This is a genomic window from Escherichia ruysiae, from assembly GCF_031323975.1.
Classification (GTDB): domain Bacteria; phylum Pseudomonadota; class Gammaproteobacteria; order Enterobacterales; family Enterobacteriaceae; genus Escherichia; species Escherichia ruysiae.
Genome location: NZ_JAVIWS010000001.1, coordinates 291,623 through 314,667, shown reverse-complemented (window position 1 = coordinate 314,667; position 23,045 = coordinate 291,623). Strand labels below are relative to the sequence as shown.

Genomic DNA, 23,045 nt, shown 5'->3' with positions numbered 1-23,045 from the left:
CGATTTTCCTACTCTATTCCTAATCCCACATCACGGGCATAATTAGCAAGGATTTCAAGTGAGTCGTACTACAACTGTTGATGGCGCTCCGGCAAGCGACACTGACGAGCAACCCCTTTCCCAGCCAAACGAATTCATTAAACGCGGTACACCGCAATTTATGCGTGTCACCCTGGCGCTATTCTCTGCCGGGCTGGCAACCTTCGCGCTTCTCTATTGCGTGCAACCTATTCTTCCGGTGCTTTCGCAAGAATTTGGCTTAACGCCTGCTAACAGTAGTATTTCACTGTCCATTTCAACGGCGATGTTAGCTATCGGTTTGCTGTTTACTGGCCCGCTATCCGATGCCATTGGTCGCAAGCCAGTGATGGTGACGGCGCTACTGTTGGCCTCCATCTGTACGTTACTTTCGACAATGATGACCAGCTGGCACGGCATTTTGATTATGCGCGCCTTGATTGGCCTGTCGTTAAGTGGTGTAGCTGCTGTTGGTATGACCTACCTTAGCGAAGAGATCCACCCCAGTTTTGTGGCCTTTTCAATGGGACTGTATATCAGCGGCAACTCGATTGGCGGCATGAGCGGGCGCTTAATCAGCGGTGTATTTACTGACTTCTTTAACTGGCGAATTGCGCTGGCGGCTATCGGCTGTTTCGCCCTGACCTCGGCGTTAATGTTCTGGAAAATTCTCCCGGAATCACGTCATTTCCGTCCTTCTTCGCTGCGCCCAAAAACACTGTTTATTAACTTCCGTCTGCACTGGCGCGATCGGGGACTCCCCTTATTATTCGTCGAAGGTTTTTTGCTGATGGGCTCATTCGTAACGCTGTTTAATTACATCGGTTATCGGTTGATGCTCTCCCCATGGCATGTTAGCCAGGCAGTGGTTGGGTTATTATCGCTGGTCTATTTGACAGGCACCTGGAGTTCGCCAAAAGCAGGCACCATGACTACCCGCTTCGGTCGTGGCCCGGTGATGTTATTTTCGACAGGTGTTATGCTTTTGGGTCTTATCCTGACATTGTTCAGCTCACTTTGGCTCATTTTTATCGGTATGATGCTTTTCTCAAGCGGATTTTTTGCCGCTCATTCTGTTGCCAGTAGCTGGATTGGCCCTCGTGCTAAACGCGCCAAAGGCCAGGCTTCTTCGCTTTATCTATTCTGTTACTACCTGGGTTCAAGCATTGCCGGAACATTAGGTGGCGTCTTCTGGCATAACTATGGCTGGAACGGCGTCGGTGCATTTATTGCCCTGATGCTGGTGGTCGCTATTCTGGTCGGAACACGTTTACATCATCGGCTGCACGCCTGAAAAAATAAGTCCGGACGATGTGTTAAATTTCTGTCCGGACTTATTGCTTGCTCAACTCAACGTTAATAACCACCCCAAAATAGACGAAGCGCCTGCCATTTCTCGCAGAGCATCTAACGTCATCAGGATAATAAATACCCAAATTAGCGGATTCATTTTGCTGTGTGTCATTTATTGCAAATACACAGTGATTCTACCAATTTATAGGTAGTGAAAAAGTTAAGTTATTCAATACTACCGATATTGGTGGGAAATTCGCCTTACGTTACAATACGTTATTATTTCCTTCGTCATCGTTATCCGCTTTGTACATATCGTTACATGCCGAAACCAACCACTCACGGAAACCTGTCATTTCCAGAGATATAGTCATGACATCGGCCCCGCAGTGGGGTTGCATAAAAAACAAAATTGAGGGTATGACAATGAAAAAAGTATTAGCTCTGGTTGTTGCCGCTACTATGGGTCTCTCTTCTGTCGCATTTGCTGCAGAAACTGCGACCACGCCTGCTCCGACTGCTACAGTCACCAAAGCAGCGGCTGCAAAAACAACGCATCATAAAAAACAGCATAAAGCGGCACCTGCCCAAAAAGCGCAGGCGGCTAAAAAGCATCATAAAAAAGCGAAAAATGAACAGAAAGCGCCTGAGCAAAAAGCACAGGCAGCCAAAAAGCACAGCAAAAAACACAGCCAGCAGCAATCTGCAAAACCAGTTGTACAACCAGCCGCGTAAGTTTTCGGCAGTAATAATGGCGCGCCCCCTCGCGCCTGAAAATTACGGTGTTAAACGAATAACGTTTAACACCGCCTTTAGCGGAGGGTACTATGGTGGGCCGTTATCGCTTTGAGTTCATTCTTATCACCCTTATTTTATGCGCCCTGATTGCCACCTGTTTTTATCTTTCCTGAGCGTAGTTATCTGATTTTACTCCCACTTTCATCCCGTCCCGTCTATAGTATTTACGAGGGTTTGCTTTTAATAATCATAATTACTCACCAGAGTGTGATATGCGTACAACCATTGCTGTAGTACTGGGTGCAATTAGTCTGACATCTGCATTTGTGTTTGCGGATAAACCGGACGATCATAAATCGACCAATAATGAGGTCAGCACCCTATTTTTTGGTCATGATGATCGTGTATCAGTAAATAACACGAGCCAATCGCCGTGGGATGCGGTTGGGCAACTAGAAACGGCCAGCGGCAATTTGTGTACGGCGACGCTAATTGCGCCGAACCTGGCATTAACGGCAGGACACTGTTTATTAACGCCGCCGAAGGGCAAAGCGGATAAAGCAGTTGCGTTGCGTTTTGTGTCAAATAAAGGTCTTTGGCGCTATGAGATCCACGACATCGAAGGCCGCGTTGATCCGACGCTAGGGAAGCGGTTAAAGCCGGATGGGGATGGCTGGATTGTTCCCCCCGCAGCCGCGCCGTGGGATTTCGGTTTGATTGTGCTGCGCAATCCCCCTTCGGGCATTACGCCGTTGCCGTTATTTGAGGGAGATAAAACCGCGCTTACCGCTGCATTAAAAGCTGCGGGTCGTAAAGTGACTCAGGCGGGATACCCTGAAGATCATCTCGATACGTTGTACAGTCATCAAAATTGCGAAATAACCGGCTGGGCGCAAACCTCGGTAATGTCGCACCAGTGCGATACCCTACCAGGTGACAGTGGTTCGCCACTGATGCTTCATACTGATGACGGCTGGCAGTTAATTGGGGTACAAAGTTCAGCTCCTGCAGCAAAAGATCGCTGGCGCGCCGATAACCGGGCCATTTCTGTCACCGGTTTTCGCGACAAACTCGAAGAACTGACCCGGAAATAACGTTCAAACGCTGCCCGCATTATCGGGCAGCGTGGTCATCAGGCGAGTTTCACCATAATCATTCCAGCCAACAGCAAGACCAGACCAACCCAGCCTTTGCGATTTAAACGTTGACCAAACAAGATCCAACCAGCGGCTAACGTGGCAGCAATACCAAACCCGCCCCACAACGCATACGCCACCGACAAATCTATGCCCTTTACTGCCTGGGAGAGTGAGCTAAAGGCCGCAAGCACCGCTGCCAGCGAAAGCAAGCCATAGACTTTGCGGCGAAAGCCGTCAGAATATTTCAAAAAGACGTTAGCAATGATTTCCAGCACGATTGCCAGTGCCAGCCAGGCGGCGTGAACCCATTCAAACTGCGCCATGATTCACCTCCAGCGAGGGTTTACGCACTTTGCGAGTACCAGATTTAATCAACACAATCCCGAGCACCAGGGTTGTTAACCCGGCAATTTTTAGCAGCGATAAGCTTTCGTCAAATAACAGAACACTAAATAGCGTAATAAATAAAATACCGATACCTTCCCACAGAGCATAAGCCACGCCAAGTGCTATTTTTTTCACGGCGAAAGAGAGAAATATATATGACAGCGAAATCATCACCAGCATTAAAATAAAACCGCCGCTTCCCTCACTAACGCTCGCCCATTTCATTGACAGCGTGCCGGTAATTTCTGTGGCAATAGCCAGACCTAATAAAACCCAATAAATATACATCGTCCTTCCCCTGCAAGAGAATTATTTTAACATTCGCTCGACTCAGCGAAACCAAAAGAAAAGTATTCAGCCCAGCGCAGAGCGCCAGCTTTGGCAGAGGAAGGGACTAAAGCGCGTTGCGCCAGTGTTGCTCACCTGCGAGCAAGATGGTGGTTGAGGTACGAAAATGAGTAAATGTAGAAAATAACGTCCTGAACAAATTGTCCATAATATTACAATTATCCGCAGTGTTGCTTCTCGTCATCGCGGATGATAATTGTCCTCGGTAGTTGTACACGTCTGATTTGTATCATAGCTTAAGAATTAACTCAAAACATTTTCATTTCTTTACCTGAGGAGTTTGATTTTCGTTATAATGCCACGGCTAAAAAGAAAATATTATTAGCGAAGGAAGAAAAAACGGGGATACGCATGGCAAAGCCGATCATCACGCTCAATGGTCTAAAAATAGTCATTATGTTGGGAATGCTGGTCATTATTCTCTGCGGTATCCGTTTTGCCGCCGATATCATCGTACCCTTTATCCTTGCCCTATTTATCGCAGTCATTCTTCATCCGCTGGTACAACGCATGGTTCGTTGGCGCGTGCCGCGTGTGTTGGCTGTGTCGATTTTAATGATAATCATCGTGATGGCGATGGTGCTATTACTGGCCTATCTCGGCTCAACGCTTAATGAGCTGACCCGCACTTTGCCACAGTATCGCAGCTCAATCATAAAGCCTCTGCAAGTTCTGGAGCCTTTATTACAACGCGCGGGTATTGATGTCTCGGTTGACCAACTGGCGCATTACATTGATCCGAACGCGGCGATGACGTTGCTCACCAACTTGCTGACACAGTTATCTAATGCCATGTCATCCATATTTTTATTGTTGCTGACGGTGCTGTTTATGCTGCTCGAAGTGCCACAACTTCCCGGCAAACTCCAGCAAATGATGGCGCGCCCGGTCGAAGGTATGGCGGCGATCCAGCGCGCCATTGACAGTGTGTCGCATTACCTGGTGCTGAAAACAGCCATCAGCATCATCACCGGTCTGGTCGCCTGGGCGATGCTCGCCGCACTCGATGTTCGCTTCGCTTTTGTCTGGGGATTACTGGCCTTCGCGCTTAATTACATCCCTAACATTGGTTCGGTTCTCGCGGCTATCCCCCCTATCGCTCAGGTACTGGTGTTTAATGGTTTCTATGAGGCGTTACTGGTACTGGCGGGATATCTGCTGATTAATCTGGTCTTCGGCAATATTCTGGAGCCGCGCATCATGGGGCGCGGACTGGGGCTTTCCACACTGGTAGTTTTTTTGTCGTTAATTTTTTGGGGATGGTTGTTAGGACCGGTGGGAATGCTGCTTTCCGTGCCGTTGACGATTATTGTCAAAATTGCGCTTGAACAAACGGCGGGAGGCCAAAGCATCGCCGTCCTGTTAAGCGATCTCAATAAAGAGTAACGGCCTCCGCAGAGGCCGTCAGGGTTACAGGGCTTTCAGGATTGCATCCACGCTGGCTTTGGCGTCACCAAACAGCATGTGGGTATTTTCTTTGAAGAACAGCGGGTTTTGCACGCCAGCATAGCCGGTGTTCATCGAGCGTTTAAAGACAATCACGTTCTGTGCTTTCCACACTTCCAGCACAGGCATACCAGCAATCGGACTCTTCGGATCATCCTGCGCCGCCGGGTTAACCGTATCGTTAGCGCCAATCACCAGCACAGTATCGGTATCAGCAAAGTCATCGTTGATCTCGTCCATTTCCAGCACGATGTCATACGGCACTTTCGCTTCTGCCAGCAATACGTTCATATGCCCCGGTAATCGACCTGCAACCGGGTGAATACCGAAACGCACATTGATACCACGGGCACGCAATTTCTCGGTGATTTCTGCTACCGGATATTGTGCCTGCGCGACCGCCATGCCGTAGCCTGGGGTGATGATCACCGAGTGCGAATTTTTCAGCAATTCTGCCGTCTCTTCCGCAGTGATTTCGCGGTGCTCGCCCACTTCCTGATCGTCACCGGTGGAAGAACCATCTGTGCCGAAACCACCTGCAATGACGCTGATAAAGGAACGGTTCATCGCCTTACACATGATGTAAGAAAGGATGGCACCAGAAGAACCGACCAGCGCACCGGTCACAATTAGCAGGTCATTACTGAGCATAAAGCCCGCCGCTGCCGCTGCCCAACCAGAATAAGAGTTCAGCATCGACACCACCACGGGCATATCTGCGCCACCGATGGAAGCCACCAAATGCCAGCCGAAAACCAACGCAATGGCGGTCATTATCAGCAATGCCAGAACTTGCAGGCCAACGCTTTCAGTGCGAACAAACACAATCAGCAGCAGGAAGGAAACAACCAGTGCCGCCAGGTTCATTTTGTGACGGTTTGGCAGCATCAGCGGTTTAGACGAAATTTTACCGCACAGCTTACCGAACGCCACGACTGACCCCGTGAAGGTTACCGCACCGATGAAGATGCCGAGGAACACTTCCGTCAGGTGAATATTCACCAGAATCGGCGCCATTTCCGCGTCGTGATGCAGATAGCTGTTAAAACCAACCAACACCGCCGCCAGACCAACGAAGCTATGCAGGATCGCCACCAGTTCCGGCATTTCGGTCATTTCAACCTTCTTCGCCAGACGGATACCAATCGCCCCACCGATGACCATTGCCAGTAAGATCCAGCCAACGTTGCCAGTATCCGGTCCAAAGATAGTTGCAATTAAAGCAATCGCCATCCCGGCGATACCGAGGTTGTTACCCCGGCGAGACGTTTCATGTTTTGAAAGCCCGGCCAGACTGAAGATAAACAGGATCGCGGCAACAATGTATGCAGCTGTAACTAATCCTCCAGACATATGTTACCCCTTAGTTTTTGCGAAACATTTTCAGCATACGCTGAGTCACGGTGAAGCCACCGAAAATATTAATGCTGGCTATAAGCACCGCGATAAAACTAAGGAAGCTAACCCAGCCGCCCTGGCTAATCTGTAAAAGTGCTCCGACAACAATAATCCCTGAAATCGCATTGGTGACCGACATCAATGGTGTATGTAGCGCGTGCGAAACATTCCACACCACGTAATAGCCCACAACGCACGCCAGCGCGAACACGGTGAAGTGTCCGAGGAACTCTTTCGGTGCAACATTCGCCAGCCAACCGAAAAGGATAATTGCCAGCGCCATCAAGGCGTATTTACGCCACGGCGAACAGGCACATTTTTCCTCGGTTTTGACTTCCGGTGCTGCTTTTTGTGCCGCCTGCGGCTGAGCTGATACCTGAATCGGCGGTGCCGGCCAGGTAATTTCGCCCGCACGGATCACGGTCACGCCGCGAATCACCACATCATCAAAATCAACAGTGATGTTGCCGTCTTTCTCTTTGCACAACAATTTCAGCAGATTGACGAGGTTGGTGCCATAAAGCTGTGAGGATTGCGTCGGCAGACGCCCCGGAAGATCGGTATAACCAATGACTTTGACGCCATTTTCAGTGGTGAAGATTTGCCCCGGCACGGTGTATTCACAGTTACCGCCGTTTTGTGCTGCCAGATCGACAATCACACTGCCCGACTTCATGGAGTCCACCATTTCACGGGTAATCAGTTTCGGTGCCGGTTTGCCTGGAATAAGCGCAGTGGTAACAATGATATCGACGTCTTTTGCCTGCGCAGCAAAAAGCTCCATTTCCGCTTTGATGAACGCTTCCGACATCACTTTGGCATAGCCATCGCCGCTGCCTGCTTCCTCTTTAAAATCCAGTTCAAGGAATTCCGCGCCCATACTCTGAACTTGTTCTTTCACTTCCGGACGAGTATCGAACGCACGCACAATTGCGCCGAGGCTGTTTGCTGCACCAATGGCCGCCAGACCAGCAACACCCGCACCAATCACCATGACTTTTGCCGGCGGCACTTTACCTGCCGCAGTGATTTGTCCGGTAAAAAAGCGACCAAACTCATGAGCTGCTTCGACAATAGCGCGATAACCTGCGATATTCGCCATCGAACTTAACGCGTCCAGCGACTGGGCGCGAGAAATACGCGGTACGGAGTCCATCGCCATCACGGTGACGTTACGTTCCGCAAGTTTTTGCATTAGCTCCGGATTCTGCGCAGGCCAGATAAAACTTACCAGCGTTGTACCTGGATTCAGTAGTGCAATTTCATCATCTAACGGTGCATTGACCTTCAGAATGATCTCTGACTGCCAGACGTTATTCCCTTCTACTATTTCAGCGCCCGCTTGCACAAACGCTTTATCGTCAAAACTCGCCAGTTGACCCGCGCCGCTCTCTACCGCGACGGTAAAACCTAGTTTCAGCAACTGTTCCACTGTTTTTGGCGTTGCTGCAACACGGGTTTCATTGGTTAACCGTTCTCTTGGTATGCCAATTCGCATGATATTCCCTTCCATCGGTTTTATTGATGATGGTTTGCCTGTGTTTCAAGTACACAAGCCGCTCATGAACGAGCTAAATGTTACTCCGTTAAAATAAATTAGTAACAAACGTCTATAACGTACTGAAAATAATGCCTGTGATCTAGCGCCAAAAATCAGTATCTCGGCGTTAACTCGAAAAATATTAACGATTCAGCCTTGATAGTGGGATAAACACCATAGAACACAGGATAAGGGGCGATAATTGTCTTCGATAGCCAGGTAAAACATGAGATCACCCCGTCGCAAGCCGCCAGTTAACATTAAATTAACTTATACAATTCAGCCATTTCAGCCATTTTATGTTACTGCGGTTACTTTTTAATCACAGATGGTTATTCGAACAGGTTTAACATCAAATCAAGAAGTCTGATATGAAAAATCACGCAGACAGTTACACCGTTTAAATGCAATAATCAGCCACGTTTCTCGTTAATAACAATACCAGTACCTGGTTTGCGCAAGGCGAAGGATTATTTTTATGAAGCTTAAGAACACCCTCCTGGCGTCGGCACTGCTTTCTGCTACGGCATTCTCCGTTAACGCAGCAACAGAACTGACACCGGAGCAAGCGGCAGCGGTTAAACCTTTTGACCGTGTAGTGGTTACCGGACGTTTCAATGCCATTGGCGAGGCGGTCAAAGCCGTATCCCGCCGCGCTGATAAAGAAGGCGCAGCCTCTTTTTATGTTGTCGATACGTCAGATTTCGGTAACAGCGGTAACTGGCGTGTGGTCGCTGACCTCTATAAAGCCGATGCTGAAAAAGCAGAAGAAACAAGTAATCGCGTAATTAACGGTGTTGTCGAACTGCCGAAAGATCAGGCTGTTCTGATAGAACCCTTTGACACGGTCACTGTCCAGGGCTTCTATCGTAGCCAGCCAGAAGTCAATGACGCCATCACCAAAGCGGCGAAAGCAAAAGGCGCATACTCTTTCTATATTGTTCGTCAAATCGATGCCAACCAGGGCGGTAACCAGCGCATTACGGCCTTCATCTATAAAAAAGATGCTAAGAAACGCGTAGTACAAAGCCCGGATGTGATCCCGGCGGATTCCGACGCGGGACGTGCAGCCCTGGCGGCCGGTGGCGAAGCTGCGAAGAAAGTTGAAATCCCAGGCGTTGCCACTACTGCATCACCAAGTTCCGAAGTCGGTCGCTTCTTTGAAACCCAGTCATCAAAAGGCGGGCGTTACACTGTCACGCTACCTGACGGCACTAAAGTAGAAGAACTGAACAAAGCGACCGCAGCGATGATGGTGCCGTTCGACAGCATTAAGTTCTCAGGTAACTACGGCAACATGACCGAAGTCTCCTACCAGGTTGCTAAACGTGCCGCGAAGAAAGGGGCTAAGTATTACCACATCACCCGCCAGTGGCAGGAACGTGGCAATAACCTGACCATCAGCGCAGACCTGTATAAATAACTATTCAGTATCACGATAAGGCGGCTTTATGCCGCCTTTAGCATTATTAGCCACAAATTTTCCCCTAACCATTGCATGACGATACATCTCTTCGTAAAATCCCGCGCCTTAGTGACAAACACCATTTTTATGCGTTTTGTCCTAATATTTATTCTTCCAAACACGTTTTGATCACTGGATACAGATGGAAAAGAAACTGGGACTGAGCGCGCTCACTGCGCTGGTATTAAGCTCAATGCTGGGCGCAGGTGTTTTCAGTCTGCCGCAAAATATGGCGGCGGTAGCCAGCCCGGCAGCATTATTGATCGGCTGGGGTATCACCGGCGCAGGGATTTTATTACTGGCCTTCGCTATGCTGATCCTGACGCGTATTCGTCCCGATCTTGACGGCGGTATCTTTACCTATGCCCGTGAAGGGTTTGGCGAACTGATTGGTTTCTGCTCCGCATGGGGATACTGGCTGTGCGCAGTTATCGCCAACGTCTCCTATCTGGTGATCGTCTTTTCCGCATTGAGTTTCTTCACCGATACGCCGGAATTGCGCCTGTTTGGCGATGGCAATACCTGGCAATCGATTGTCGGTGCATCCGCCTTATTATGGATTGTTCACTTTTTGATCCTGCGCGGCGTGCAGACTGCTGCCAGCATTAACCTGGTGGCTACGCTGGCAAAATTATTGCCGCTAGGTCTGTTTATTGTTCTGGCGATGATGATGTTCAAACTGGACACCTTCAAACTCGACTTCACTGGCCTTGCACTTGGTATACCGGTATGGGAACAGGTGAAAAACACAATGTTGATCACACTGTGGGTATTCATTGGCGTGGAAGGTGCAGTGGTGGTTTCTGCGCGAGCGCGTAATAAACATGATGTCGGCAAAGCAACACTTCTGGCGGTACTTTCCGCGCTGGGCGTTTATTTACTGGTAACTCTGCTTTCGCTGGGGGTGGTAGCACGCCCTGAACTGGCTGAAATCCGTAATCCCTCTATGGCCGGCCTGATGGTGAAAATGATGGGGCCGTGGGGTGAGATTATCATCGCTGCCGGACTGATCGTTTCCGTTTGCGGCGCGTACTTAAGCTGGACCATTATGGCGGCAGAAGTCCCCTTCCTGGCTGCCACTCATAAAGCATTCCCGCGCATTTTTGCTCGCCAGAATGCGCAAGCTGCGCCGTCTGCCTCACTGTGGCTGACCAACATCTGCGTGCAAATTTGCCTGGTACTCATCTGGCTAACCGGTTCCGATTACAACACATTGCTCACCATCGCCTCAGAAATGATTCTGGTGCCCTATTTCCTGGTTGGCGCGTTCCTGCTGAAAACCGCTACCCGTCCACTGCATAAAGCAGTAGGTATCGGTGCCTGCATTTATGGCTTATGGTTATTGTACGCCTCTGGCCCAATGCACCTGCTGTTGTCCGTCGTTCTGTATGCACCTGGGCTTCTGGTGTTCCTGTACGCGCGTAAAACGCATACACATGATAATGTACTGAATCGTCAGGAAATGGTGTTAATTAGCATGTTGTTAATTGCCGCAGTTCCGGCGACCTGGATGCTGGTGGGATAACGTTCGTCCCATCGTTGGATAGCAAAGGAGATAACGATGGGTAAAACCCACCCCTTGCCAATATTAATTACTGGCGGAGGCCGTCGCATTGGCCTCGCCCTCGCCTGGCATTTCATTAATCAAAAGCAACCGGTGATTGTCAGCTATCGGACGCGCTATCCTGCCATTGATGGACTGATTAATGCGGGTGCGCAATGTATTCAGGCTGATTTTTCAACCAACGACGGTGTGATGGCGTTTGCCGATGAAGTATTAAAAAGCACCCATGGCCTGCGTGCTATTTTGCACAACGCCAGCGCGTGGATGGCTGAAAAACCAGGTACGCCACTGACTGACGTGCTGGCCTGCATGATGCAAATCCACGTTAATACCCCATACCTTCTTAACCACGCTCTGGAAAGATTACTGCGTGGGCACGGACACGCCGCCAGCGATATCATTCACTTTACCGATTATGTGGTGGAGCGCGGAAGCGACAAACATGTTGCCTATGCTGCGAGCAAAGCGGCGCTGGATAATATGACACGCTCGTTTGCCCGCAAGCTGGCACCGGAAGTGAAAGTGAATTCTATCGCGCCATCGCTGATCCTGTTTAATGAGCATGATGATGCTGAATATCGTCAACAGGCGCTGAATAAATCACTGATGAAAACCGCACCAGGCGAGAAAGAAGTGATCGACCTGGTCGATTATTTACTCACCAGTTGCTTTGTTACCGGACGCAGTTTTCCGCTTGATGGCGGTCGACATCTGCGTTAATGCAGCTTCATCCAGCATATAATCAACACCCATGCGCTTATCCCCCAGCACGCAACGGAACCCACAAAAGCGGCGGGCAAGCGCATTATTCCGGTGAAATACCACAGCGACGCCAGGTAAATAAAATAGGGAATAATCGACCACATGCTGAAAATGATGGTTGCGCGTAAGGCTTCAATGCCGCGTTCGCTGGCAACAATATAATGCGCAATAAGCGCAAAGGTCGGGAAAAGCGGAATCAGCCCGGCGATATAGTAATTTTTCGTTTTTGCTAATACACCAATTAACACCACCACCAGCGCACCAAGCGCGGCTTTGATTACCAGCCCCATCTTTTTACCTTAACACTTCCATAACAAGTCATCCGTAGAATACCTGATGAAAACTTGTTTAGGAACGATTGATAGTAAGTAAAAACAACGCGGTGTATTGTGACGTTTTTATATCTACCGTGAATAATATGAACACTATCGTATTTGTGGAAGATGATGCGGAAGTCGGTTCACTGATTGCCGCGTATTTGGCGAAACATGATATACAGGTAACCATTGAACCTCGCGGCGACCATGCAGAAGAAACAATTCTGCGGGAAAATCCGGATTTGGTGCTCCTCGATATCATGCTACCAGGCAAGGACGGCATGACTGTCTGTCGTGATTTACGCACTAAATGGAGCGGGCCTATAGTTCTGCTGACATCTCTCGATAGTGATATGAACCACATTCTGGCTCTGGAAATGGGCGCCTGCGACTATATTCTCAAAACAACGCCCCCCGCAGTCCTGCTGGCGCGGTTACGTTTACATTTGCGTCAGAACGAGCAAACCACGCTGACCAAAGGTATACAAGAAGCACCTCTTACTCCTTATAAGGCATTGCATTTCGGCACGTTAACCATCGATCCCATTAACCGTGTAGTTACGCTTGCTGACTGCGAAATTTCACTCTCTACCGCCGATTTTGAACTGCTCTGGGAATTAGCCACCCACGCGGGGCAAATTATGGACAGAGATGCGTTGTTGAAAAATTTACGCGGCGTCAGTTACGACGGTCTGGATCGTAGCGTGGACGTGGCTATTTCGCGGTTAAGAAAAAAACTGCGCGATAACGCTGCCGAACCTTATCGCATTAAAACCGTGCGAAACAAAGGCTATCTCTTTGCGCCTCATGCGTGGGAATAAGCGATGAAAAAACTGTTTATCCAGTTTTATCTTCTACTGTTTGTCTGCTTTCTGGTGATGTCCCTACTGGTTGGGCTGGTGTACAAATTTACCGCCGAACGCGCGGGCAAACAGTCGCTGGATGATTTGATGAACAGTTCTCTATACCTGATGCGTAGCGAATTGCGCGAGATCCCCCCACACGACTGGGGAAAAACGCTGAAAGAGATGGATTTAAATCTCTCTTTTGATCTGCGCGTCGAACCGTTGAGTAAATATCATCTCGATGAAATCTCCATGCATCGACTGCGTGGCGGCGAAATTGTCGCCCTGGACGATCAGTACACATTCTTACAGCGTATACCGCGCAGCCACTACGTGCTGGCAGTCGGTCCCGTGCCTTATCTTTATTACCTCCATCAAATGCGATTACTGGATATCGCGCTGATCGCTTTTATTGCCATCTCCCTCGCCTTTCCCGTGTTTATCTGGATGCGTCCGCACTGGCAGGACATGTTAAAACTGGAAGCAGCGGCGCAACGATTTGGCGATGGGCATCTCAATGAACGTATTCACTTTGATGAAGGTTCGAGTTTTGAACGGCTTGGCGTGGCGTTTAACCAGATGGCGGATAATATCAACGCCTTGATTGCCAGTAAAAAACAGCTTATTGACGGTATCGCCCACGAACTGCGAACGCCGTTAGTGCGCCTGCGTTATCGACTGGAGATGAGCGAAAATCTGAGCGCAACAGAATCTCAGGCGTTGAATCGCGATATCAGCCAACTGGAAGCCTTAATTGAAGAGTTGCTGACTTATGCCCGACTCGATCGCCCGCAAAATGAGCTCCATCTTAGCGAACCAGACCTGCCGTTGTGGCTGTCAACGCATCTGGCCGACATTCAGGCACTAACTCCCGATAAAACGGTACGGATAAAAACCATCATGCAAGGTCATTATGCGGCGTTGGATATGCGCTTGATGGAGCGCGTGCTGGATAACTTGCTCAATAATGCCCTGCGCTACTGCCATTCAACAGTCGAAACCAGCCTGCTACTGGCAGGAAACAAAGCGACATTAATTGTTGAAGATGATGGTGCAGGGATTGCACCACAGGATCGAGAGCATATCTTTGAACCCTTTGTTCGCCTCGACCCCAGCCGTGACCGTGCAACCGGCGGCTGCGGGCTGGGACTGGCAATTGTCCACTCAATTGCACTGGCAATGGGCGGCACGGTTAATTGTGACACCAGCGAACTGGGCGGCGCCCGCTTCTCGTTTAGCTGGCCGTTATGGCACAACATTGCGCAATTTACCTCTGCCTGACGCTACGCGCACGGTGGTCAAGTCGTCGCCAATGTGCTATAACATAAGTATGTTGTAACTAAAGTGGTGATTTTATGGCTCGTTACGATCTCGTAGATCGACTCAATACTACCTTTCGCCAGATGGAGCAAGAACTGGCCGCATTTGCCGCTGAGCTTGAACAGCACAAGTTGCTGGTTGCCCGGGTATTCTCTTTACCGGAAGTCAAAAAAGAGGATGAGCATAATCCGCTGAATTGCATTGAAGTTAAGCAACATCTCGGCAAAGAGGCGCAGGCGCTCGCGCTACGTCATTTCCGCCATTTGTTTATTCAGCAACAGTCTGAAAATCGCAGCAGCAAGGCCGCTGTTCGTCTGCCCGGCGTGTTGTGTTATCAGGTTGATAACCTTTCACAAGCGGCGCTGGTAAGTCATATCCAGCGCATCAATCAACTTAAAACCACTTTCGAGCATATCGTCACGGTTGAGTCAGAACTTCCTACGGCGGCGCGTTTTGAATGGGTGCATCGCCATTTGCCGGGGCTGATCACACTGAACGCTTACCGCACCCTCACCGTTCTGCATGACCCCGCAACTTTACGTTTTGGCTGGGCGAATAAACATATCATTAAGAATTTGCATCGTGATGAAGTGCTGGCGCAGCTGGAAAAAAGTCTGAAATCACCCCGCAGCGTCGCACCGTGGACGCGTGAGGAGTGGCAGGGAAAACTGGAGCGTGAATATCAGGATATTGCTGCCCTGCCACAGGACGTGAAGTTAAAAATCAAACGTCCGGTAAAGGTGCAGCCGATTGCCCGCGTCTGGTACAAGGGAGATCAAAAACAGGTACAACACGCCTGCCCTACGCCGCTTATTGCACTGATTAATCGGGATAATGGCGCGGGCGTACCGGACGTTGGCGAGTTGTTGAATTACGATGCCGACAATGTGCAGCACCGTTATAAACCGCAGGCGCAGCCGCTTCGTTTGATCATTCCACGGCTGCACCTGTATGTTGCAGATTAACGCCCGGATTTCATGCTGCCGACCATCTGTTCTGGTCGTACCCAGCTGTCAAACTCGGCTTCGCTAAGATAGCCCAGCGCAAGGGCTGCAGCTTTTAAGGTCAGCCCTTCTTTATGCGCTTTTTTTGCAATCTCGGCGGCTCTGTCATAGCCAATGTGGGTGTTGAGTGCGGTCACCAGCATCAGCGATTCATTGAGTAATTGATTGATTCGCTCACGATTCGGCTCAATCCCCACTGCACAGTGTTTGTTAAAACTTTCCATGCCATCTGCCAGCAAGCGTACCGATTGCAGGAAATTGTAGATAACCATCGGGCGGAAGACGTTCAGTTCAAAGTTTCCGGAAGCGCCACCCATGTTGATCGCCACGTCGTTCCCCATCACCTGACAGCAAAGCATGGTTAACGCTTCACACTGCGTTGGGTTCACTTTCCCAGGCATGATTGAACTGCCCGGCTCGTTTTCCGGGATTGAGATTTCACCAATTCCGCAGCGAGGGCCAGATGCCAGCCAACGAACGTCATTGGCAATTTTCATCAGTGACGCAGCCAACCCTTTCAAGGCGCCGTGCGCCTGAACCAGCGCATCACAGGTCGCCAGAGCTTCAAATTTGTTCGGCGCGGTAACAAACGGCGCGCAGGTAATTACCGAAAGTTCATCCGCAACGCGACGCGCATATTCCGGATGAGTGTTCAGCCCCGTCCCTACTGCTGTACCACCCAGCGCCAGTTCCGCCACGTGCGGCAGACTGTACTCGATATGTTTGAGATTATGCTCCAGCATCGCTACCCAGCCAGAAATCTCCTGCCCCAGCGTCAGCGGCGTGGCGTCCTGCAAGTGGGTACGACCAATTTTGACGATATCGGCAAATGCACGCGATTTTTCACTCAGCGTCTGTGTCAGGGTTTTAAGCTGCGGAATGAGTTGCTTGCGCAGCGCCAGCAGCGCCGCAACGTGCATCGCCGTCGGAAAGACATCGTTGGAACTTTGGCTTTTGTTCACGTCGTCATTAGGGTGAACTTTACGTTCCATCCCGCGCACGCCGCCGAGCAATTCGCTCGCGCGGTTAGCCAGCACTTCGTTCATATTCATATTGCTTTGCGTACCGGAACCGGTCTGCCAGATAGCCAGCGGAAATTCATCGTCATGCTGTCCCGCCAGCACTTCATCTGCCGCCTGACGAATGGCACTCGCTTTCTCTTCAGACAGCAAGCCTAAATCTTCATTAACTTTTGCCGCTGCGCGCTTGGTTAGCGCCAGCGCATGAATCAGTGAGGTTGGCATTTTCTCCGTCGAAATGCGGAAATGCTCCAGCGAGCGTTGAGTTTGTGCGCCCCACAGCTTATCTGCCGGGACATCGATCGCACCCATCGAATCTTTTTCGCTGCGTACTGTTTTCATGGACTGCTCCTCACCTGATTAATTTTTTCTTTCTGTTTTGCTTACGTTAAGCAACTTTTAGCTCACTCATTATTTACTATTTGATAACAAATGTTTGGTCTTTCGTGCCATGTAAAAAAGCCGCCCCGAAGGGCGGCTCTGTTTATTTCACGCAGCGGGTGCACTGCGTGAGCTGTATCTGCTGGAAGAAGTCATTTCCTTTATCATCCACAAGAATAAACGCCGGGAAATCTTCCACTTCAATTTTCCAGATCGCTTCCATTCCCAGTTCAGGATACTCAACACATTCCAGACTCTTAATACTGCCCTGCGCCAGCACTGCCGCCGGGCCGCCAATACTGCCGAGGTAGAAGCCACCGTGTTTTTTACAGGCATCCGTCACCTGCTGGCTGCGGTTGCCTTTCGCCAGCATGATCATACTTCCGCCCTGCGCTTGCAGTTGATCGACATAAGAATCCATCCGTCCGGCGGTCGTTGGGCCAAGAGAACCGGAAGCATAACCTTCTGGCGTTTTTGCCGGACCCGCGTAGTAAATCGGGTGATCTTTGATGTATTGCGGTAGCCCTTCGCCGTTGTCCATGCGCTCTTTCAGTTTGGCGTGGGCAATATCACGACCGACGATAATCGTGCCGTTAAGCGATAAGCGCGTAGAAACGGGATACTGCGACAACTGTGCGAGGATCTCTTTCATCGGACGGTTAAGGTCAACGCGAACCGCTTCGCCTTCTCCCGCTTTGCGCAGCTCTTCCGGAATATATTTGCCTGGATTATGTTCCAGTTTTTCGATCCAGATCCCCTGACGGTTGATCTTCGCTTTGATATTACGGTCAGCAGAACAGGAGACGCCCATTCCGACCGGGCAGGATGCACCATGACGCGGCAGGCGAATCACGCGGATGTCGTGAGCGAAGTATTTACCACCAAACTGCGCGCCCAGTCCAAGATTTTGCGCTTCGATCAGCAATTCTTTTTCCAGCGCCACATCGCGGAACGCCTGACCGTGCTCATTCCCTTCCGTTGGCAGTTCGTCATAGTATTTAGCGGAAGCCAGTTTCACCGTTTTAAGGTTAGTTTCCGCAGACGTTCCGCCAATAACGAACGCAATATGATACGGAGGACACGCCGCCGTACCCAGCGTGCGCATTTTCTCAACCAGGTAATTTTTCAGTTTCCCCGGCGTCAATAACGCTTTGGTTTCCTGATAGAGATACGTCTTGTTTGCCGAACCGCCACCTTTGGCGATACAGAGGAATTTGTACTCGTCGCCATCAACGGCATAAAGATCGATCTGCGCTGGCAGATTGGTGCCGGTATTCACCTCTTTATACATATCCAGCGGCGCGTTTTGCGAGTAGCGCAGATTATCTTCGATATAAGTGTTATAGACACCGCGCGCCAGCGCCGCTTCGTCACCGCCACCGGTCCATACGCGCTGCCCTTTTTTACCAACGATAATCGCGGTGCCAGTGTCCTGACAGGTTGGCAGAACGCCTTTTGCCGCGATATCGGAGTTACGCAGGAATTGCAGCGCCACATATTTATCATTTTCGCTGGCTTCCGGGTCACGCAGAATGTCGGCCACCTGTTGTTGGTGAGCCGGACGCAGCATAAACGACGCATCATGAAACGCCTGACGCGCCAACAGAGTTAACGCTTCGGGTGCGACTTTCAAAATCTCCTGCCCTTCAAATTCAGATACGCTAACGTGTTCGCTGGTCAGCAGGTAATACTCGGTATCATCTTTTTTGAGTGGGAAAGGAGCCTGATAATGAAAGGGTTTGTTTGACATTGTTCTCTCACTTACTGCCTGGTTTGGTTATGCTCTGGGCGGGTGTTCCGTTGCCCTGTTAAAAGCGAGTAACAATATCCTACACACTTTTTTAACAAAAACTGAGACAAGTACGACTTTTTGCGGCTCCAGGTTACTTCCCGTAGGATTCTTGCTTTAATAGCGGGATTAATTTCCACATTTAAACAGGGATTGATCATGCAAAAACTCATTAACTCAGTGCAAAACTATGCCTGGGGCAGCAAAACGGCGTTGACTGAACTTTATGGTATGGAAAATCCGTCCAGCCAACCGATGGCCGAGCTGTGGATGGGGGCACATCCGAAAAGCAGTTCCCGTGTGCACAATGCTGCCGGAGATATCGTTTCACTGCGTGATGTGATTGAGAGTGACAAATCGACTCTGCTTGGAGAGGCCGTTGCCAAACGCTTTGGCGAACTGCCTTTCCTGTTCAAAGTATTATGCGCAGCTCAGCCGCTCTCCATTCAGGTTCATCCGAACAAACGCAATTCTGAAATCGGTTTTGCTAAAGAAAATGCCGCAGGTATTCCGATGGATGCCGCCGAGCGTAACTATAAAGATCCTAACCACAAGCCGGAGCTGGTTTTTGCCCTGACACCATTCCTCGCGATGAACGCGTTTCGTGAGTTCTCCGAGATTGTCTCCCTGCTCCAGCCTGTCGCGGGCGCGCATCCGGCGATTGCTCACTTTTTACAGCAGCCCAGTGCAGAACGTTTAAGCGACCTGTTCGCCAGCCTGTTGAATATGCAGGGTGAAGAAAAATCCCGCGCGCTGGCGATTTTAAAATCGGCCCTCGACAGCCAGCAGGGTGAACCGTGGCAAACGATTCGTTTAATTTCTGAATTTTACCCGGATGACAGCGGTCTGTTCTCCCCGCTGTTGCTGAATGTGGTGAAACTGAACCCTGGCGAAGCGATGTTCCTGTTCGCTGAAACACCGCACGCCTACCTGCAAGGCGTGGCGCTGGAAGTGATGGCGAACTCTGATAACGTGCTGCGTGCGGGTCTGACGCCAAAATATATTGATATTCCTGAGCTGGTTGCCAACGTGAAGTTCGAAGCCAAACCAGCTAACCAGTTGTTGACCCAGCCGGTGAAGCAAGGTGCAGAACTGGACTTCCCGATTCCAGTGGATGATTTTGCCTTCTCGCTGCATGATCTTAGTGATAAAGAAACCACTATCAGCCAGCAAAGTGCCGCCATTTTGTTCTGCGTTGAAGGTGAAGCAACTCTGTGTAAAGGTTCTCAGCAGTTACCGCTTAAACCGGGTGAATCAGCGTTTATTGCCGCCAACGAGTCACCGGTGACAGTGAAAGGCCACGGACGTTTAGCCCGTGTTTACAACAAGCTGTAAGAGCTTACTGAAAAAATTAACATCTCTTGCTAAGCTTATTAAAGGCTTATAACACTTCAGGCGGCCAGTCCGCCTGATTTCATTTTATGGATAATCACTATGAATAAATCGCTGGTAGCGGTAGGCGTCATTGTTGCGCTCGGCGTAGTCTGGACAGGCGGCGCATGGTACACAGGCAAGAAAATAGAAACCCATCTCGAGGACATGGTCGCGCAGGCGAATGCGCAACTTAAACTGACGGCTCCTGAATCCAACCTGGAAGTGAGTTATCAAAACTATCATCGCGGCGTGTTCAGCAGCCAGTTACAGCTGGTGGTGAAACCCGTTGCCGGGAAAGAAAATCCGTGGATTAAAAGCGGTCAGAGCGTCATCTTCAACGAATCGGTTGATCATGGTCCCTTTCCCCTGGCCCAGCTTAAAAAACTGAATCTGATCCCGTCGATGGCGTCGATTCAAACCACGCTTGTCAACAACAATGTGAGCAAGCCACTGTTTGATATGGCAAAAGGAGAAACACCTTTTGAGATTAACTCCCGCATTGGTTACAGCGGTGATTCCAGCTCAGATATCTCTCTCAAGCCACTGAATTACGAACAAAAAGATGAAAAAGTCGCCTTTAGCGGCGGCGAGTTCCAGTTAAATGCTGACAGAGACGGCAAAGCTATCTCCCTTTCCGGGGAGGCACAAAGCGGCCGGGTGGATGCGGTTAACGAATACAACCAGAAAGTGCAGTTGACCTTTAATAATCTGAAAACCGACGGTTCCAGCACACTGGCAAGTTTTGGTGAGCGCGTGGGTAACCAAAAACTGTCACTGGAAAAAATGACCATTTCGGTAGAAGGCAAAGAACTGGCACTGCTGGAAGGCATGGAGATCAGCGGTAAATCAGACCTGGTCAATGACGGTAAAACGATCAATAGCCAACTGGATTACTCGCTAAACAGCCTGAAAGTACAGAATCAGGATCTGGGCAGCGGCAAGCTGACTTTAAAAGTTGGTCAGATTGATGGCGAAGCCTGGCACCAGTTTAGCCAGCAATATAACGCGCAAACCCAGGCTCTGCTGGCACAGCCAGAGATTGCCAACAATCCCGAACTTTATCAGGAGAAAGTGACGGAAGCCTTCTTTAGCGCCCTGCCGCTGATGTTGAAAGGCGATCCGGTGATAACTGTCGCTCCGTTAAGCTGGAAAAACAGTCAGGGTGAAAGTGCGCTGAATCTGTCGCTGTTCCTGAAAGATCCGGCAACGACTAAAGAAGCGCCGCAGACACTGGCTCAGGAAGTTGATCGCTCGGTTAAGTCTCTGGAGGCAAAACTAACCATTCCGGTCGATATGGCAACTGAGCTGATGACCCAGGTAGCGAAGCTGGAAGGTTATCAGGAAGATCAAGCGAAAAAACTGGCGAAACAGCAAGTTGAAGGAGCATCAGCAATGGGGCAGATGTTCCGTCTGACCACCTTGCAGGACAATACCATCACCACCAGCCTGCAATATGCTAACGGTCAGATCACGTTAAACGGGCAGAAAATGCCACTGGAAGATTTTGTTGGGATGTTTGCGATGCCGGCATTAAACGTTCCGGCTGTACCCGCTATTCCGCAGCAGTAATTCACAGCCAAAACGCCGGAGATTTTTCTCTCCGGCGTTATTTCTTACTTCAACATAAAGTCATACTGAATACTCATTTTCACATCCCAGTAATTCAGGCGATCGCCCAGCGCACTGCCATCGCGCTTTTCCCGCCCTTTATCGGCGGCAAGAAAGAAATTCATCCCTTGTAACGGCCCTTCGCTGACCCGATAGTTCATACCACCTAAGATACCCGCGCCTTCAATCCGCACATCTCGTTTACTGGATTCATAGCCGCGAGTCACAATCGGTGCAAATGTCAGCGTAAATTGCGGAGTTACACGGTAGTTGACACCTAATTGCCAGGACTGCATTCCTTCACGGTTACGATCAAGACTTAATGAAAAGGGATAGCCAATGTCGGTATCCACCACGGCACCATTCATTGCATGGCGCAAATAACCACCACTGCCAAATACGCTTCCCCACGGCGCATTCCAGGTCAATTGTCCACTAACCAACGCCGTTTCATTGGGCTGGCTGGTATTACGACTTAAACCTTCGAGCTGCGCGTAAAAGCCGAGCAACTCCCCTTTCAACGTATAATTCGGGTCGAGCGGTATGCTTTTCTCAAGAATACTTTGTATCTGATTGGAAACATCTTTCTGTACCGATGCCCCCAGAGAATAGCGACTGGTATTATCATGCCAACTGGCGGCTAAAAAAGAACGTGCGCGATGTTTATCGTATTTTCCCGTCTGGCTGTTATACACCCCTTCATCACGAATACCGGTTGTTGAATCAGTCCATAAAAATACTCGTGAACGCCACATTCCCCACAGATCAATATTTGGCGTTAAAGCCCAATAACCTAATGCTCCTTCAGAAACAGTCGGTAATGTACGTTGCGAACTGCCAGCCATTAACGGAATACGATAAGGTAAGCTACCATAACTATAATCCGTCCCGAAGCGACCTAATTTAAGCAGGCTATTTTCACTGGGTTTTATTTTTACTGCCCCCAGGGCAAAGCCAAAACTTTTATCACCATCAAGATACCACCGGGTACTCATATCAGCACGAGCACCTAATTTATAAACATAATACGCCCCGCCTTCAACGCCAATAATATTGGAATAATAACCACTATTGAAATCGAGCAATCCTCCCTGTACCCATGCGTAAATGTCTCTTCCCGCGCCAGCACTGGGCTTATCAGCCCTGCGCAATTCGTTTTTCAGTCTGATGCGTAGTCCCGCTTCATCGTCAGCCAGTTGCGCCGCGTAAGCAGAGGTAAGGCCAGAGGCAGCCGTCAGGCAAATAACGGCCATGGCCACTATTTTTCTCATAGTTGCACCTTTGATGTTC

General features: G+C 49.8%; 23 protein-coding genes. 13 read left to right on the top strand and 10 right to left on the bottom strand.

All coding sequences use genetic code 11. The features are described 5' to 3' along the window. Nucleotides 1-58: 58 nt before the first annotated feature. The gene (locus RGV86_RS01665; protein ID WP_000091808.1) at nucleotides 59-1,312 is read left to right on the top strand and encodes an MFS transporter; all 1,254 of its coding nucleotides are present in this window, start codon (nucleotides 59-61) and stop codon (nucleotides 1,310-1,312) included. 51 nt (nucleotides 1,313-1,363) lie between these two features. On the opposite strand, the gene RGV86_RS22280 is transcribed toward RGV86_RS01665, so the two are convergent. Next, entirely contained in the window at nucleotides 1,364-1,468 is a 105-nt protein-coding gene (locus RGV86_RS22280) for a KPN_01571 family protein (protein ID WP_212592170.1), read from the bottom strand. A 269-nt stretch (nucleotides 1,469-1,737) separates the two neighbouring features. Here RGV86_RS22280 and asr point away from each other — a divergent pair, with 269 nt between their 5' ends. The 3 genes from asr (at nucleotide 1,738) to RGV86_RS01650 (ending at nucleotide 3,143) form a co-directional block, all read left to right on the top strand. Next, nucleotides 1,738-2,046: an acid resistance repetitive basic protein Asr gene (gene asr / locus RGV86_RS01660; RefSeq protein ID WP_000756321.1), complete on the top strand. Its 309-nt coding sequence runs from the start codon at nucleotides 1,738-1,740 to the stop codon at nucleotides 2,044-2,046. 92 nt (nucleotides 2,047-2,138) lie between these two features. Beyond that, complete coding sequence (gene ydgU / locus RGV86_RS01655) at nucleotides 2,139-2,222, top strand: small membrane protein YdgU (RefSeq protein WP_000233094.1); 84 nt, start codon at nucleotides 2,139-2,141, stop codon at nucleotides 2,220-2,222. 99 nt (nucleotides 2,223-2,321) lie between these two features. Next, nucleotides 2,322-3,143, top strand: coding sequence for a trypsin-like serine peptidase (locus RGV86_RS01650; protein WP_001260826.1), 822 nt, complete (start codon nucleotides 2,322-2,324; stop codon nucleotides 3,141-3,143). Nucleotides 3,144-3,181: 38 nt separating this feature from the next. Here the strand turns inward: RGV86_RS01650 and mdtI are convergent, their stop codons facing one another. The 3 genes from mdtI to RGV86_RS22415 all read right to left on the bottom strand — a co-directional run bounded on the left by mdtI (nucleotide 3,182) and on the right by RGV86_RS22415 (nucleotide 4,140). Beyond that, nucleotides 3,182-3,511 carry a multidrug/spermidine efflux SMR transporter subunit MdtI gene (gene mdtI, locus RGV86_RS01645; protein WP_000046659.1) on the bottom strand — a complete coding sequence of 110 codons (330 nt, stop codon included), beginning with the start codon at nucleotides 3,509-3,511 and terminating at the stop codon, nucleotides 3,182-3,184. Next, complete coding sequence (mdtJ, locus tag RGV86_RS01640; RefSeq protein ID WP_000276160.1) at nucleotides 3,498-3,863, bottom strand: multidrug/spermidine efflux SMR transporter subunit MdtJ; 366 nt, start codon at nucleotides 3,861-3,863, stop codon at nucleotides 3,498-3,500. Before mdtJ ends, mdtI begins: the two co-directional genes overlap by 14 nt. Nucleotides 3,864-3,969: 106 nt before the next feature. After that, complete coding sequence (locus RGV86_RS22415; protein ID WP_085948676.1) at nucleotides 3,970-4,140, bottom strand: protein YdgV; 171 nt, start codon at nucleotides 4,138-4,140, stop codon at nucleotides 3,970-3,972. A 134-nt stretch (nucleotides 4,141-4,274) separates the two neighbouring features. On the opposite strand from RGV86_RS22415, the gene tqsA reads away from it, so the two are divergent. After that, nucleotides 4,275-5,309 carry an AI-2 transporter TqsA gene (gene tqsA, locus RGV86_RS01635; protein WP_001118201.1) on the top strand — a complete coding sequence of 345 codons (1,035 nt, stop codon included), beginning with the start codon at nucleotides 4,275-4,277 and terminating at the stop codon, nucleotides 5,307-5,309. A 24-nt stretch (nucleotides 5,310-5,333) separates the two neighbouring features. Here tqsA and pntB read toward each other — a convergent pair whose 3' ends face one another. Both pntB and pntA read right to left on the bottom strand, forming a co-directional pair. Continuing rightward, nucleotides 5,334-6,722 (bottom strand): Re/Si-specific NAD(P)(+) transhydrogenase subunit beta, encoded by a 1,389-nt coding sequence (gene pntB / locus RGV86_RS01630; protein WP_000014065.1) that lies wholly within the window; start codon nucleotides 6,720-6,722, stop codon nucleotides 5,334-5,336. 10 nt (nucleotides 6,723-6,732) lie between these two features. After that, on the bottom strand, nucleotides 6,733-8,265 hold the full coding sequence (gene pntA / locus RGV86_RS01625; RefSeq protein WP_309508425.1) for a Re/Si-specific NAD(P)(+) transhydrogenase subunit alpha: 1,533 nt from the start codon (nucleotides 8,263-8,265) through the stop codon (nucleotides 6,733-6,735). 520 nt (nucleotides 8,266-8,785) lie between these two features. Here pntA and ydgH point away from each other — a divergent pair. From ydgH to folM, 3 genes are all read left to right on the top strand, one after another. Beyond that, entirely contained in the window at nucleotides 8,786-9,730 is a 945-nt protein-coding gene (gene ydgH / locus RGV86_RS01615) for a DUF1471 family protein YdgH (RefSeq protein ID WP_085460704.1), read from the top strand. A gap of 184 nt (nucleotides 9,731-9,914) precedes the next feature. Next, a complete protein-coding gene (locus RGV86_RS01610) occupies nucleotides 9,915-11,297 on the top strand; it encodes an amino acid permease (RefSeq protein ID WP_000412365.1) in 1,383 nt (460 codons plus the stop codon). A gap of 36 nt (nucleotides 11,298-11,333) precedes the next feature. Next, on the top strand, nucleotides 11,334-12,056 hold the full coding sequence (folM, locus tag RGV86_RS01605; RefSeq protein WP_085460703.1) for a dihydromonapterin reductase: 723 nt from the start codon (nucleotides 11,334-11,336) through the stop codon (nucleotides 12,054-12,056). On the opposite strand, the gene RGV86_RS01600 is transcribed toward folM, so the two are convergent. Next, nucleotides 12,053-12,388 (bottom strand): GlpM family protein, encoded by a 336-nt coding sequence (locus tag RGV86_RS01600; protein ID WP_000524882.1) that lies wholly within the window; start codon nucleotides 12,386-12,388, stop codon nucleotides 12,053-12,055. The genes folM and RGV86_RS01600 overlap by 4 nt on opposite strands. A 128-nt stretch (nucleotides 12,389-12,516) precedes the next feature. On the opposite strand from RGV86_RS01600, the gene rstA reads away from it, so the two are divergent. From rstA to tus, 3 genes are all read left to right on the top strand, one after another. Next, complete coding sequence (rstA, locus tag RGV86_RS01595; RefSeq protein WP_001092492.1) at nucleotides 12,517-13,236, top strand: two-component system response regulator RstA; 720 nt, start codon at nucleotides 12,517-12,519, stop codon at nucleotides 13,234-13,236. A 3-nt stretch (nucleotides 13,237-13,239) separates the two neighbouring features. Continuing rightward, nucleotides 13,240-14,541 (top strand): two-component system sensor histidine kinase RstB, encoded by a 1,302-nt coding sequence (gene rstB / locus RGV86_RS01590; protein ID WP_000732532.1) that lies wholly within the window; start codon nucleotides 13,240-13,242, stop codon nucleotides 14,539-14,541. Between the two features lie 74 nt (nucleotides 14,542-14,615). Continuing rightward, on the top strand, nucleotides 14,616-15,545 hold the full coding sequence (gene tus / locus RGV86_RS01585) for a DNA replication terminus site-binding protein (protein ID WP_000135175.1): 930 nt from the start codon (nucleotides 14,616-14,618) through the stop codon (nucleotides 15,543-15,545). Here tus and fumC read toward each other — a convergent pair. Beyond that, the gene (fumC, locus tag RGV86_RS01580) at nucleotides 15,542-16,945 is read right to left on the bottom strand and encodes a class II fumarate hydratase (protein ID WP_000860011.1); all 1,404 of its coding nucleotides are present in this window, start codon (nucleotides 16,943-16,945) and stop codon (nucleotides 15,542-15,544) included. The two genes, tus and fumC, sit on opposite strands and share 4 nt — an antisense overlap. A gap of 142 nt (nucleotides 16,946-17,087) precedes the next feature. Beyond that, nucleotides 17,088-18,734, bottom strand: a complete 1,647-nt coding sequence (gene fumB, locus RGV86_RS01575) for a class I fumarate hydratase (RefSeq protein WP_000066634.1) — start codon at nucleotides 18,732-18,734, stop codon at nucleotides 17,088-17,090. Between the two features lie 198 nt (nucleotides 18,735-18,932). On the opposite strand from fumB, the gene manA reads away from it, so the two are divergent. Further along, on the top strand, nucleotides 18,933-20,108 hold the full coding sequence (manA, locus tag RGV86_RS01570) for a mannose-6-phosphate isomerase (RefSeq protein WP_085460701.1): 1,176 nt from the start codon (nucleotides 18,933-18,935) through the stop codon (nucleotides 20,106-20,108). Between the two features lie 99 nt (nucleotides 20,109-20,207). Further along, nucleotides 20,208-21,716 (top strand): YdgA family protein, encoded by a 1,509-nt coding sequence (locus tag RGV86_RS01565; protein ID WP_001043388.1) that lies wholly within the window; start codon nucleotides 20,208-20,210, stop codon nucleotides 21,714-21,716. A gap of 44 nt (nucleotides 21,717-21,760) precedes the next feature. Here the strand turns inward: RGV86_RS01565 and uidC are convergent, their stop codons facing one another. Then, on the bottom strand, nucleotides 21,761-23,026 hold the full coding sequence (gene uidC, locus RGV86_RS01560; RefSeq protein ID WP_085460700.1) for a glucuronide uptake porin UidC: 1,266 nt from the start codon (nucleotides 23,024-23,026) through the stop codon (nucleotides 21,761-21,763). Nucleotides 23,027-23,045 lie beyond the last annotated feature (19 nt).